At 30.4% G+C, this 13,947-nt stretch carries 13 protein-coding genes; 4 read left to right on the top strand and 9 right to left on the bottom strand.

From position 1 onward, the window contains the following. Positions 1-8: 8 nt before the first annotated feature. Genes Q0935_RS05090 through Q0935_RS05105 form a run of 4 tightly spaced genes read right to left on the bottom strand, consistent with a single transcriptional unit; the run spans position 9 to position 4,990 of the window. On the bottom strand, positions 9-1,697 hold the full coding sequence (locus Q0935_RS05090) for a hypothetical protein (RefSeq protein ID WP_299248707.1): 1,689 nt from the start codon (positions 1,695-1,697) through the stop codon (positions 9-11). A 28-nt stretch (positions 1,698-1,725) separates the two neighbouring features. After that, positions 1,726-3,228 (bottom strand): GH3 auxin-responsive promoter family protein, encoded by a 1,503-nt coding sequence (locus Q0935_RS05095; protein WP_299382993.1) that lies wholly within the window; start codon positions 3,226-3,228, stop codon positions 1,726-1,728. Further along, entirely contained in the window at positions 3,228-4,124 is an 897-nt protein-coding gene (locus Q0935_RS05100) for a prolyl oligopeptidase family serine peptidase (RefSeq protein WP_299382995.1), read from the bottom strand. Before Q0935_RS05100 ends, Q0935_RS05095 begins: the two co-directional genes overlap by 1 nt. Beyond that, positions 4,124-4,990, bottom strand: coding sequence for a M23 family metallopeptidase (locus tag Q0935_RS05105; protein ID WP_299382998.1), 867 nt, complete (start codon positions 4,988-4,990; stop codon positions 4,124-4,126). Before Q0935_RS05105 ends, Q0935_RS05100 begins: the two co-directional genes overlap by 1 nt. A gap of 295 nt (positions 4,991-5,285) precedes the next feature. Here Q0935_RS05105 and Q0935_RS05110 point away from each other — a divergent pair, with 295 nt between their 5' ends. From Q0935_RS05110 to Q0935_RS05125, 4 genes are all read left to right on the top strand, one after another. Then, positions 5,286-6,440 (top strand): HlyD family efflux transporter periplasmic adaptor subunit, encoded by a 1,155-nt coding sequence (locus Q0935_RS05110; protein ID WP_299383001.1) that lies wholly within the window; start codon positions 5,286-5,288, stop codon positions 6,438-6,440. Then, entirely contained in the window at positions 6,433-8,592 is a 2,160-nt protein-coding gene (locus Q0935_RS05115; protein WP_299383004.1) for a peptidase domain-containing ABC transporter, read from the top strand. The genes Q0935_RS05110 and Q0935_RS05115 overlap by 8 nt, the downstream gene beginning before the upstream one ends. Before the next feature lie 20 nt (positions 8,593-8,612). Further along, positions 8,613-11,732, top strand: a complete 3,120-nt coding sequence (locus Q0935_RS05120) for a lantibiotic dehydratase (RefSeq protein ID WP_299248690.1) — start codon at positions 8,613-8,615, stop codon at positions 11,730-11,732. Between the two features lie 67 nt (positions 11,733-11,799). After that, complete coding sequence (locus Q0935_RS05125) at positions 11,800-12,894, top strand: alcohol dehydrogenase catalytic domain-containing protein (protein WP_299383007.1); 1,095 nt, start codon at positions 11,800-11,802, stop codon at positions 12,892-12,894. A 192-nt stretch (positions 12,895-13,086) separates the two neighbouring features. Here Q0935_RS05125 and Q0935_RS05130 read toward each other — a convergent pair whose 3' ends face one another. The 5 genes from Q0935_RS05130 to Q0935_RS05150 are packed head-to-tail and all read right to left on the bottom strand — an operon-like array spanning position 13,087 to position 13,905. Next, positions 13,087-13,227, bottom strand: a complete 141-nt coding sequence (locus Q0935_RS05130; RefSeq protein WP_121051785.1) for a class IIb bacteriocin, lactobin A/cerein 7B family — start codon at positions 13,225-13,227, stop codon at positions 13,087-13,089. Between the two features lie 29 nt (positions 13,228-13,256). Beyond that, positions 13,257-13,397 carry a class IIb bacteriocin, lactobin A/cerein 7B family gene (locus Q0935_RS05135; RefSeq protein ID WP_299383009.1) on the bottom strand — a complete coding sequence of 47 codons (141 nt, stop codon included), beginning with the start codon at positions 13,395-13,397 and terminating at the stop codon, positions 13,257-13,259. 28 nt (positions 13,398-13,425) lie between these two features. Continuing rightward, positions 13,426-13,566: a class IIb bacteriocin, lactobin A/cerein 7B family gene (locus Q0935_RS05140; RefSeq protein ID WP_299383021.1), complete on the bottom strand. Its 141-nt coding sequence runs from the start codon at positions 13,564-13,566 to the stop codon at positions 13,426-13,428. Positions 13,567-13,595: 29 nt separating this feature from the next. Next, on the bottom strand, positions 13,596-13,736 hold the full coding sequence (locus Q0935_RS05145) for a class IIb bacteriocin, lactobin A/cerein 7B family (RefSeq protein ID WP_299383009.1): 141 nt from the start codon (positions 13,734-13,736) through the stop codon (positions 13,596-13,598). A 28-nt stretch (positions 13,737-13,764) separates the two neighbouring features. Then, positions 13,765-13,905 carry a class IIb bacteriocin, lactobin A/cerein 7B family gene (locus tag Q0935_RS05150; protein WP_121051791.1) on the bottom strand — a complete coding sequence of 47 codons (141 nt, stop codon included), beginning with the start codon at positions 13,903-13,905 and terminating at the stop codon, positions 13,765-13,767. Positions 13,906-13,947: the final 42 nt, after the last annotated feature.

The raw sequence follows: 13,947 nt of genomic DNA on the forward strand, positions 1-13,947 counted from the left end.
TAGTCTTATTAATTAAATATTTGTTGTAATATTTTTCTAGTTATTAAGTATGTTGGCTTAACACCTGACGTACCTAATCCTCCTGAAGCTAATGTACCTCCTGTTTCTAATGGATTATCACTAGCATAATAAGCATATCTTACTTTTACGTCGGGATTAATGCTACCGCGTACTTTTGATGCTGCTTGTATTGCTTTTTGATAATGCGCTCCTTCCATTTCAAGACCAATAACATTCCATGTAGAATTGTAAAAGAACTTTAAAATATCTTTGTTTTGAAGCGATGTTCCTAAAACAGTAATCATACTTCCTTCAAAAACAGCAACACCTTGTCCTTCTAAATCTGCTTTATTAAGCTCGTTTTTAAATGGATAGTTATCTGCTGTTCCTTCAAAAATATGTGCCGAAGGGATCATTATATCTCCTTTTCCTCCTTCTAGAATCCCGGCTTTTCCCATAATTGAGATAGATTCTATATTTAAATGTGTTTTCTCTTTACCATCTCCATATGGCTTTAAAAACTCGTCTATAGTTTCGTAAGCTTGCTCTCCAAATGCATAATCCATTACAAAAAGCACTGGCTCTTCACCTTTTTTATCAGCTTTTTTAATTCCAAGGTCTGTAAGGCTTAAATCTAATTTAGCTGTATCAAAAATCTGAACATTAATATTAGTTCCAGAAGTATCTTTAATATAAATCATTCCTTGCTGTAACGCTTTTTGTGTTACTTTATTTCGCAAGCTTTCGTTTTCCGAACTACTTAAATCTTCGTAAACGTGAAATATATCTTTTTTAGAGGCTAATGCTTTTAGTGCTTGTGGAGCATACAACGTGTTCATAACACTATGTAAGTTGGCACTAATAATATGGATAGGCCTTGAAAGTAAACCGTTGCTTTTTAGTGTTTCTTTTATAGTATCTGCCCAACGTTCTCCATGAATATGATGCCCTAAGCGTTCGCGTAAAACAGGACTAAATGTAACTGTACGTTTGTTGTTATTTATAACCTCGTCTATTGCAAGTTTTCCTAACCAATAAACAATTTCTAATAATCGTTCTGGATGTTTTGTGGTTGCAAAAACAGTATAAACATCGCTAAGTTCTTTAAAAGTACGTCCTAAAATATTAGCTGTATGTGTAATCGCTATTTCGCGTTCTTGCTTAGTAAGTTTCTTTTTACTTAAAACTGCTGTCTCTAATTTAATCCAATCTCTAGTTGTAGTTCCTTTATCGTCTACAACTACGCGTTTAAATATTTTATGAGATTCTACAAACAAAAAAGTTAAGTGTGTTAAAATATCATAGATTTCACTGCGTCCGCGTGTAATTTCAATATTCATTTGCTCCTCGTCTATACGGTAGCAATTACGTCTTCTTTTTGGTGGAATAATAGCCTCAAAATGAGAGTCGGCATAACCTTCGTCGCTTGTAAGATTAATAAAACGACACTCTTCAATACCTATTGGAAGCCTATCTATAACGTATAAAAGACCTTCTAATTCTGCTTTTTCGTCTGCAATAGATCCATAAATTTCAGGTCTTAAAACCAAAAGAGCTTCTCGTAAAGTTTCACCAGAAATACCCATAGGCTTATAGAACCCACGATTAAATAAATGTCTCATCGTAATGTACATTCTTTCAATTGCGTTCGAGCTTTCCTGCGCTCTTGTTCTTTCGTGTTTTTTTATCTTACTCATGAAATTTCCTTAGCTCGCAAAGATAGTATTATTTACGTATTATTTCTATTTTTAAAGCGTCTGCAATTTTACGGTCGTTTGCAAGACGTGGAATTTTATTTTGTCCGCCTAACTTACCAATAGATTTCATGTAATTTTGAAATCCATTTTTTTGAATTACCGAAATTTTTAAAGGTTGCAGAACCTTACCTACAATTAAATCAAAATAATAGCTATTTTGCTTTTGTAAAGCCTGGTCTATTTTTTTCGCTAAAGCGGAAATATTTTCTGGTTCGTTTTCAAACTCAATAAACCATTCGTGATATGGTAAGCCAGATTCTGGGTTAATTTGTGGTGCAACCGTAAACTCGTTTATTCTAACCGATGTGCCATCTGTTGCTTCCTTTAATGCGTGCTCTACTTCTTTACCAATAACGTGTTCTCCAAAGGCTGAAATAAAATGTTTTATACGTCCTGAAACTATAACGCGATACGGCTTTATACTTGTAAACATAACTGTATCGCCAACATTATAAGCCCATAACCCTGCATTTGTAGAGATTATTAAAACGTAATTTTTTCCAAGCTCGACATCTTTTATGGTCATTCGTTTTGGATGTTCTTCAAAGAATTCTTCAGCTAAAATAAATTCGTAAAACATTCCAGAATTTAACTGAAGCAACATCCCTTTTTCCTCTTGCTTATCTTGAAAAGCAAAGAAACCTTCACTTGCAGGATACAACTCTATGCTATCTACTTTTCGACCTATTAAATTTTCGAACTTTGCTCTATAAGGTTCGTAATTAACACCTCCAAAAATAAAGAGGTTGAAGTTTTTAAAAATATCACCAACTTTTTCACCTGTTCTCTTTTGAATTTTTTCAAAATACATTTGCACCCAAGATGGAATACCAGAAATAATAGTCATGTCTTGGTTTAATGTTTCGTCTACAACAGCATCTACTTTGGTTTCCCAATCCTCAATACAATTGGTTTCCCATGATGGCAATCTGTTTTTTTGAAGATATTTTGGAACATAATGCGCTACAATACCAGACAGTCTTCCTAATTGCACTCCATTTTGTTCTGTTAAAATTGGACTGCCTTGTAAAAAAATCATTTTACCATCTACAAACTTGGAGTTTCCAGTTTCATGGATATATAATAAGATTGCATTTCTGGCTGCGTTGACGTGGTTAGGCATACTCTCTGCAGTAATAGGAATATATTTTGCACCAGAAGTAGTACCCGAGGTTTTTGCAAAATATAACGGCTTCCCTTTCCAAAGAATATTTTCTTCTCCGTCAACTACTCTCTCAACATACGGTTTTAATGCTTCGTAATCGCGAATAGGAACATGCTTTATATAATCGTCATGAGATTTTATTGTATTAAAACTGTGATCTTTTCCAAATGCAGTTTGAGAAGCGCCTCTAATTAAACCTCGAAAGACTTTCTCTTGAGTTTCTACCGGATTATTAGCCCATTTTTGAACCTTTTTATATACTCGTTTTGCAAACGGTTTTGCTAAAGCTGCTTTTAATGATAACATTATTTATTATGTGTTTTAAACCAATTAAAAATTAAATCATTCCTTTCTTGGTTATAGTTTGATAAGCCATGGTTTCCGCATTCAAATATTTCGAATTTAAAATCTTGTTTATTAGATACTATTAGCGAATCTATAATCTGTTGTGCTTCATCGACTACAACTCTAGAATCATTACTTCCATGAAGGATTAAAATGGGTTCGTTTATTTTATCGTGCCAAAATACAGATGACCTTTTAATGTATTCTTCTCTAAACTGAATAGAATCTCCAATTAATGGTTTCATAACCTTATGGTACATTTCGTTTCTAAATTTAGCGCCTTTAAAAAGGTTTGTTGGTGCACCAACAACAGCAATACTATTAATGTTATCTGTTAATTTAGAAACTTGATAAGCATTCATTCCTCCTCTAGAATAACCTAAAATATGAATGTTTTTTGCTTCTACAAAGTTTAATTCTTTTGCTATAGAAATTAGTTTTAAAATATCGTTTACATCTTTGCCTCCAAACTCATCAATGCCTTCACTAAATTTATTTCCTCTTAATTGTGAAGCTAATACCACATAGCCTTGCGAAGCTAAAAAATTAAAGTATTTATAACTGTTTTCTGTTATTGTTCCAAAATCTTTATTTCCTCCTCTGCAAAAAATTATTGCTGGTAATTTTGTATTGGTATTGTGTTGTGCTGGTTTTGCAATGAATCCTTTTATGTTTAAACCATCAGATTTATAATTAATCCTGTATAAATCTACTGTTTTACTGCTAAATGCTTCAGTTTTGTTCAAAAGCTCTTGTGAAGTAATTTTACTATTAAAAGTATTTACCTCTTCCTTTTTACATGAAAAAAATATTAAAATAATTACAACACTTGTTAATACTTGAGTTGTTCTTTTCACTATTTCTTAAAATCTATAAAATTGGTTGGGTTTACAGAATAACCATCACTCCATAATTCGAAATGTAAATGTGGCCCTGTAGAAAAATCTCCAGTATTTCCTGAGGTTGCAATTACTTCGCCTGCTTTTACTAAATCGCCTTGTTCTTTGGTAAGCGTAGCATTATGTTTATAAACGGATAATAAGCCATAACTGTGCTCTATTAAGATAACAAATCCTGTTTCTGCAGTCCATTCCGAAAAAACGACTGTACCATCTGCTGTGGCTTTTACAGGAGTGTTTTTAGCAACGACTATGTCTACAGCAAAATGTTTTTCTTCTGCATTATACTCTTCACTAATCTCTCCATTTACAGGTGGAAACAATACGAAATTGGTTTTAGATTTTGCTGTTTCGAAAAGGCTATATTTATCTTCCTTGTCTACTTTTGCTCTTAAAATAGAATCTGCTCTACTTGCAGATAAATCGATTTCACTTGCATCTATTTTGGCAGCTTCTATTATAGAATCTCTATTAATCTGAACAGCACTTACTTCTCCTTTTAAAACTTTTCTTATAGAAGCGTAATATTTATCGTTGTATGTAATAATTTGTTGTAAAGAATCGGTTTTATAATTAAGTTCTACTGCTTGCTTTTTTAAAGCTGTTGAAGAATAACCTGGTATGTATTCCCTTAAAGGAGTAAAAGCAATTAACAAAATGGTGAAACCTACCAGTGCTATAGATGAAACACCTAACAATACAAATACATTTAAACGTGTGAGTCTAAAAGCAAGTCTTTCTTCAAAAGTCTCTTCGTTTAATATGACCAAACGATACTTGTGAAGTAATTTTTTTGATATTTTTTTTGATTTCTTTTTTTTCATAATCTATGTTATAACAAATATAAAAAAGGCTTTTTGGTAAAGCATTTTAAAAAGGTTTTTTTTATATAATTTATAGTTAAAATAAATTAAAACGCTGTTTTTTAGATGTTTATAAAAAACATAGAATACATTATTTTATAAAAACAAGGACACTTACTTTGTATTTGTTCTTTATTATCTGTTGCTTTGATTCAAATACTCAAGCACATGTTATATTTATTAATTAGAATTTCATTTATAAAATCTCTTAATAAAAAAGACATATTATTATTAACTTATTAATGGTCTTAAAATTATGAATGAAAATAATATTTTTCCAGAAGATATTTTACATAACACAGTAGAATATCATATCGCAAAGCACAGCAAAAAAACAAATCTTATATTTTGGATTATTTTTTTAGTGCTTGCAAGCGCGTTAGCTGCTTTACCTTTTATTTATGTAGATATTTATACCACTAGCCGTGGCATTATTACATCTCATGAAAAACCAGTTACTTTATTCGCTCCTATAAGTGGTCGTGTTACCTACTTTAATTTAGTTGAAAACCAATCGGTTTCTAAAGGAGACACGCTACTGGTTGTTAACCAAAAGATTTTAGATGAACGTGATCATTTAATTGACTCCCAAAAAGAAGATACTGAGAATTTTATTTCAGATTTAGAATTATTAATTAAAGGAAATTATTCTAAACTCAAAACAAAACAATACAAGAAAAACTATTTAAAATTCCAACAGCAGTTATTTAATATCAACACAATTATTAAAAACTCACAAGCAGAATTTAATCGTTCAAAAACACTTTTTGAAAAAGATGTTATCGCAAAGTCTGAATATGATAATGCTTTACTAGAATTAAATAAGCTAAAAAATGACAGAACGAACATTTACAAACAAGCTCAATTAACTTGGCAAACAGAATTAACAGACTACGAACAGTCTTTAGAAAACTTAGATTCAAATAAAAAGCAACTTAAAGAAGAAAAAGATATGTATGTTTTAATTGCACCTATAGATGGAGAATTAATAAATGTACAAGGTTTTAATTTAGGTAGTATTTTAAGTGCCGGAACTAACTTAGCCAATATTTCTCCAAGTAAAAATTTGATTATAGAGTCTTTTTTATCGCCTTCAGACATTGGATATATAGATGAAGGTATTGAGGCTAAATACCAAATAGACTCCTACAACTCTAACCAATGGGGATTTGCAACTGGTGAAATTACAGAAGTTGGTAAAGACATCGTTCAAATAAACAATTCTAATATTTTTAAAGTAAGAAGCTCCCTAAACGAAAAATATCTTTCGTTGGTTAATGGTGCTCGTGGTGATTTAAAAAAAGGAATGACTGTTACAAGTAGATTTTTTTTAACACGTAGAAGTTTATTTCAATTATTATTTGATAGCATAGACGATTGGTTTAACCCTTATAACAATAAAAATGAGTAAAATAGAAATTAAACAACATGATTTTAGCGACTGTGGTGCAGCGTGTTTAGCTTCTATTTCAGAACACTACAAACTAAGCTTACCAATTGCAAGAATTAGACAATATGCAAGTACTAACCAAAAAGGAACAACGCTTTTAGGTCTTAGAGAAGCAGCAATTAAATTAGATTTTATAGCTAAAGGTGTAAAAGCTTCTATGGATAGTTTAGAGGAAATTCCTTTACCTGCTATTGCCCATGTAATAATTAAATTAGAACAGCACGAGTTTCCACATTATATGGTTATTTACAAAGTAACTAAGGATTATGTTAAAGTAATGGATCCTGCTACCGGAAAACTAGAAAAGAAAACTAGAGCAGAATTTGAAGAAATCTTTACGGGTTTTATGTTAATTCTTATTCCAGACGAAGATATTTTTAAAGAAAGAAATGAAAAATTTTCGAATTTAAAACGTATGTCGTTTTTATTAAATCCGCATAAACATATCCTTATTCAGGCGCTAATAGGCTCAATAATTTATACAATTTTAGGTTTTTCCGTTTCCATTTACATAGAAAAAATAACAGATTTTGTTTTAGTGAGTGGTAATAAAAGCTTGCTAAACTTAATGAGTATTATTGTTTTAGTATGCATCATACTTCAATTTGTATTTGGAGCTTTAAAAGATGTATTCATGCTAAAAACGAGTCAGCAAATAGATTCAAGACTGATTTTAGGATATTACAAACACTTGTTTACAATGCCTCAAAAGTTTTTTGACACTATGAGAATTGGTGAAATAATGTCTAGAATTGGTGACGCTGTAAAAATTAGATTACTAATTAACGAAACAGCTTTAAGCATAGTTGTTAATGTGTTTATTGTAATTTTTTCTTTCATTTTTATGTACACCTATTACTGGAAACTGGCTGCTATAATTACACTAATTATTCCTTTGTATATTATTATATACTTTATAGTAAATAGTCTTAATAAAAAGGTAGAGCGACAAGTAATGGAAAAAAATGCACTACTAGAATCTCAATTAGTAGAATCTATTAAAAACATTGGTACCGTAAAACGCCTATCTCTTGAGCAATTTTCTAAAAACAAAACAGAATTAAAATTTATAGACTTATTAAAAACCATTTATAAATCTGGATTAAATAATGTTTTTTCTAATATCTCTACACAATTTATCTCTAGAGTATTCACCGTCATTTTACTTTGGGCAGGAACTTTTTATGTAATTGAAGGAGAAATTACACCTGGAGAATTATTCTCATTCTATTCTATTATAGGTTACTTTACCGGTCCAGCATCGCAATTAATTGGGACGAATAAATCTATTCAAAATGCAATGATTGCTGCAGACAGATTGTTTGGCATCATGGATTTAGAAACAGAAGCAAATGAGGCAAACATTACTATCTCAGAGCACTCTTTTGGAGATATACAGTTTGATAATGTACGCTTTCATTACGAACTAGGTCGAGACATTTTTAAAAACATAAGCTTAACTATTCCAAGAGGAAAATTCACGGCTTTAGTTGGGGAAAGTGGTAGTGGAAAAAGTACAATTGCCTCTTTAATTCAAAATATGTATCAGCCAAGCGAAGGAAAAATACTTATTGGAGATTACGATTTAAAATACATAACCAAAGATAGTATAAACGCTTTAGTTACTACCGTACCTCAAAATGTAGAATTGTTTGATGGTTCTATAATCTCAAATATAGCTATTGGAGAGTACAGCCCGGATATGGAAAAAGTTATTAAAGTATCTAAACAAGTAGGCGCTTATGAGTTTATAGAATCTTTACCTAATGGATTTGAAACCTATTTAGGTGAGTTTGGCGCAAACCTTTCTGGTGGAGAAAGACAGCGTATTGCTTTTGCAAGAGCTCTTTACAAAGATCCAGAAATTTTAATTTTAGATGAAGCTACTTCTGCTTTAGATTCAGAATCTGAATTAGTAATTAAAGACCTCATCGAAGAACTACGAAAACAAGGAAAAACAATAATAATAATTGCACACAAACTACAATCTATTGTTAATGCAGACAAGATAATTGCCATGAAAAAAGGTGAAGTTATCGAGTCTGGCACTCACCAAGAACTATTAGCCAACCATAGCTATTATGCTAAAATGTGGAGCAATTTAAATGTATAACTAAAAAAAATCCGTCGATTATGAAAAATCACTCATTTGCAAACAAAGCGGTTGTTAGAACACCACTAAGCGTTAAAAAAATTGATATTACTTGGGAGGAAATCCAAGAAATATTTAAAGTCCCAAAACACAGAGAAGCTTTATTTATAGGTTCTCCAAATATTTACAAAGCATTTGAAATGTGGGAAAGAGGTGAAGCTTTCCAATCAGAAGATGAATTAAAAAATCTTAGAGGTTCTCTATATAAATACACCTCTAGACTTGCAAATCGTTGCACTCCTTTTGGTCTTTGGGCATCGGTTAGCACAATAGATTTAGCCAAAAAAACAGATATTAAAGTGGCTGAAGGCGAGTTAAAACGTACTACTAAATTCGATATGTATTTTCTTGGAGAAATTTTACCAGAAATTACTAAGCACAAAGAAATTAGAGAGGTATTAAAATACTATCCTAATAACTCTATGTATAAAGTTATGGATAAATATCGTTTTGTAGAGTATTATCTTAAAGATAGAGTAAGGTGTCATAAAATATCTGAAGTTGATATTAATGAGTATTTAGAAAAAACCATTGACATTGCTCAAAACGGTGCCACGATAGAACAACTTATAAAGCCTATTATAGATGATAATATTAGTGTTGAAGATGCTAAAGCATTTATTAATCAAGTTATCGATAGTCAGTTTTTTGTTAACGAATTAGAATTTACTTTAACTGGTGACGATTATTTAGAAAGTCTTTTAACAGTTTTAAACGAAGAACGTTTTAATTTCTATGAAGCTAACGTGGTTAAAGAGTTATTAATCTCATTAAAAAGTAAAATTTCTGCCATAGATAATCATGTATTTAATGAGCCTGAAAAGTATAGAGAAATACACGAACAAATAGAAAAAGAAATTCAAGAAGCAGACATCACCAAACTGTTTCAAGTAGACAGCTTTAAAAGTTTACCCAATGCAACTTTAAGCTATTCTATTGTTAAAAAACTTCGTGTAGCAATAGTTGCCTTAAATAAATTAAGTAATGAAAGGTCTAATGCTGCATTGGATGATTTTAAAAAGAAATTTCAAGAACGTTATGAAGAGTATGAACAGCCACTTATAAACGTTCTTGATCCAGACTTAGGAATAGGATACGCAAAAGGTTCTAGTGCAAAAACACCTTTAGTAGATAAATTAGCAATTAAAGGGAATCAAGCCTCAAGCAAACAAATTAATTGGACAGATAAAACTGGATTTTTATTTAAAAAGGCACTTAATGCTTTAAAAGAAAATGCTGTAGAAGTTGAATTAACAGACGAAGAAATTAATCAATTTGAAGAGAAAGAAAGTTTATATCCAGATAGCTTTTCAACGTTTTTTAATGTGTTTCATGAAAATGGTGAGGAAAAAGTTCATTTGAAAACTGTTTGGGGACCTTCAGCAAATGGTTTAATTGGTCGTTTTGCTCATTTAGATGAAACCATAGAAGAGATGTGTAACACCATTCATGAAAATGAAAAAGCATTATATCCAGATAAAATCTTAGCTGAGATTATTCATTTACCTCAAGCTAGAACAGGTAATATTCTATATAGAAAGTTTCAAAGAGATTATGAAATTCCATACTTAGGAAACTCTTCTTTAAATGAGGATCACCAATTAAATGTTGACGATTTATACGTTTCTGTAAAAAGAGGAAAAGTAATATTACGCTCTAAACGCTTAAATAAAGAAATTATTCCACGCCTTGGAAACGCTCATAATTATAGTGCTAACGCATTACCTATTTATCATTTTTTATGCGACTTACAAGACCAAGAGCAATCTGGTTTAGGATTTAGTTGGGGAAGCTTACAAAACGAATTCAACTTTTTACCAAGAGTAAGCTATAAAGATGTTGTACTTTCTCGTGCTACTTGGAATTTAAATAAAAAAACAATGCAATCTATTTTAGATAATAAAGAAGAGGACATTATAAAAGTAGTTAAAGACTTCCAAAAAGAAAGAGATATCCCTAATATTGTCTCTTTTGCTCAAGGAGATAATGAAGTTGTTTTAAATTTTGAAAATGATTTAAGTTGTAAGACTTTTTATTATATGATGAAAGGAGAGCATTTTATTCAACTTAAAGAATTCTTTTTTGAAGAAGATACTGTAACTGGAGCATATTGTAATGAATTTGTTTTGCCATCTTATAAAAATGCTCCAAAAGCAAAAGACATTAAACCAACACAGCAATTACAAGCACAAAAAGCAACGTTACAAAAAGCATCATATTCTACTGGAGATGAGTGGCTTTATTACAAATTTTATTGTGGTGAGCGTGTAGGAGAAAAATTACTTAACCAAGCCATTAAGCCTATAGTTGACGAACTAGAAGCCAATAATTTAATTGATAAATGGTTCTTTATTCGTTATTATGATAAAGATGGACACCATTTAAGGTTTAGAATTCACTTAAATGACCAAACAAAATTCTCTGAGTGTGTCTTAATTATTAAAAAACACATTCAACCATTCGAAGACAACCTGTTAATTTGGAAAACACAAACAGATACATACTTAAGAGAATTACAACGTTATGGATTTGAATCTATAGATGCTACAGAAGATTTGTATTATAATGATAGCGAAGCTACTGTTAAATTTGCAGATATGATTGAAGGTGATGCTGGAGAACGTGTGCGTTGGTTGTTTTCTTTACTTTCTATGGATCATTTACTTAATGACTTTGGTTTTGATGTAAAACAAAAAATGCAGCTATTAAACATCGCTAAAACAGCATTTGGTAAAGAGTTTAACAAAACTGGAACATTAAACAAGCAAGTAAACGAACTGTACAGTGAGAACATGTCTAATATTGAAGTTTTCTTAAATGAAGAAGCTAAAGCAGATATGTACGAGCCATTGTGGGATATTTTAAAAGAGCGTTCTGTTAAAAACAAAACAGTTGTAGAGAACTTGAAATCTCTAGCAGAGCAAAATATTCTACCTGGCGGATTAGAAAATACTGTGCTTAGTTACTTACACATGGTTTGTAACCGTATTTTCTTATCAAAACAGCGTATACACGAAATGGTTGTTTACGATATGCTTTTTAAATATTATAGTAAGCAAATGCACACACAAAAAAAAAGAAAAGCAGTAACCACTGCTTAAATTAATAGAAACTGCATTTAAAAGAGCGCTAATTAGCGCTCTTTTTTTAAACTTAAAAATAAAGATTATGAGAGCATTAGGCGTATTAAGCCCATCACTGGCAGAAAAATTAGGCGAAGCAGATAAGTATGTTTTGGAGATTGATTCTCTAAAAATACCGTTAGCATTAATACATGTGCCAGATATAGAACTTGATGAAAACAATGAGAATAATAGCGATATGGTTTTAGTAAAGAAAAAAGGCTTTTCTTTAAATTATAGAGATTTTGGTGTTATTGAAAATGCGTGGCATAAATTAAAAAAATCAGATCAAGACACATACTACCCTATTGGTTCTGAGTTTTGTGGAGAAGTTTTAAAGATTGGGAAAACTGTAAATAATTTAAAAGTTGGAGATTATGTGATTGCTAATTGTGCTTATCCTATTGCTCCTTTTAATGCAACTCCTGGAATACCAAGCAATCATGGTAGTAAAGAGTTGGAAATATTTCATAAAGGAAAATTAATAAAAGTTCCTAAAAATATTCCTGTAGAACAAGCTGCTGGAATGAGTATAGGTATACAGACCGCAATATCTATGTTAAGAAAAGCAGATATTAAAGACGGACAAAATGTTTTGGTGACTTCTGTAACCTCAAATACTTCTTTAATTATACTTAATTTTTTGAGAGATAAAAACTGTACTATTTATGGATTATCGTATTCTGGAAAAGAGACTAAAAAGGTAAAAGAACAATTTCCTTTCATTAAAACTATTTATAATTTTAAAGATAATAATATACCTAAAAACTTATTTTTTGATACCGTTTTAGATCCTTTCGCAGATACACACATTGTAGCTTTACAGCCTAATTTAAATTTTGAAGCACACTATGTTACTTGTGGAATGTTTAATCAATCTAGTGAAAAGATACAGAGCAAAGCTTCATACACCAACTTGCCTTCATTAATTAGTAATTTAATCTCTAAAAACATACAAATTAGAGCTAATTGTTTAGGTACTACCGAAGATTTAGAAAATGGTTTAAAAATGTTAAGTAGAGACGGTTCAAGTAATATTCCTGTTGATGAGGTATTTAATAGGGATGAAGAAATTAATCTGTTTTTAGACAAGTCTTTTTTAAAAACTAAAAAGATTGGCAAAACAGTCTTTATATATTGATTATTTTAATAAAAACTTTGGTTTTATAAATAGAATATAATATTTTTTTTACTAGAATACAGATAGAAAAGATTATCTAAAACGATAATCTTTTTTTTGTTTTTTTCTTCTTCAAATAAACAAACCTAATTTTTAAAAAAAACCTGAACAAATGTTTTGCTCAGGTTTTTTTTTAAATTTTAATAATCTATTTTACTCTCTTGTAACTAATAGACTAATAATAACTCCTACACATACTGGAGAAGTTCCTCCGTTTACATCTTGTAATTGGTTATCGTTTAATTCTGTTACTGAATTCTTGTTGAAGGCTAAGTTTGTGTTTTGTGTTTTCATAATTTGTGTTTTTAAGTGTTTAATAAATTTTATTCTCTTGTAACTAATAGGCTAATAATAATTCCTACACATACTGGAGAAGTTCCACCGTTTACATCTTGTAATTGGTTATCGTTTAATTCTGTTACTGAATTTTTGTTGAAGGCTAAGTTTGTGTTTTGTGTTTTCATAATTTGTGTTTTTAGTGGTTATTAAATTTTATTTTCTTGTAATTAATAAGCTAATAATAATTCCTGTACATACTGGAGAAGTTCCACCGTTTACATCTTGTAATTGGTTATCGTTTAATTCTGTTACTGAATTTTTGTTGAAGGCTAAGTTTGTGTTTTGTGTTTTCATAATTTGTGTTTTTAAGTGTTTAATAAATTTTATTCTCTTGTAACTAATAGGCTAATAATAATTCCTACACATACTGGAGAAGTTCCACCGTTTACATCTTGTAATTGGTTATCGTTTAATTCTGTTACTGAATTTTTGTTGAAGGCTAAGTTTGTGTTTTGTGTTTTCATAATTTGTGTTTTTAGTGGTTCTTAAATTTTATTTTCTTGTAATTAATAGGCTAATAATAATTCCTGTACATACAGGAGAAGTTCCACCGTTTACATCTTGTAATTGGTTATCATTTAACTCTGTTACTGAACTTTTGTTGAAGGCTAAGTTTGTGTTTTGTGTTTTCATAATTTGTGTTTTTAGTGGTTATTAAATTTTATTTTCTTGTAA

It is taken from the genome of uncultured Lacinutrix sp. (genome assembly GCF_947500605.1).
Taxonomy (GTDB): Bacteria; Bacteroidota; Bacteroidia; order Flavobacteriales; family Flavobacteriaceae; genus Lacinutrix.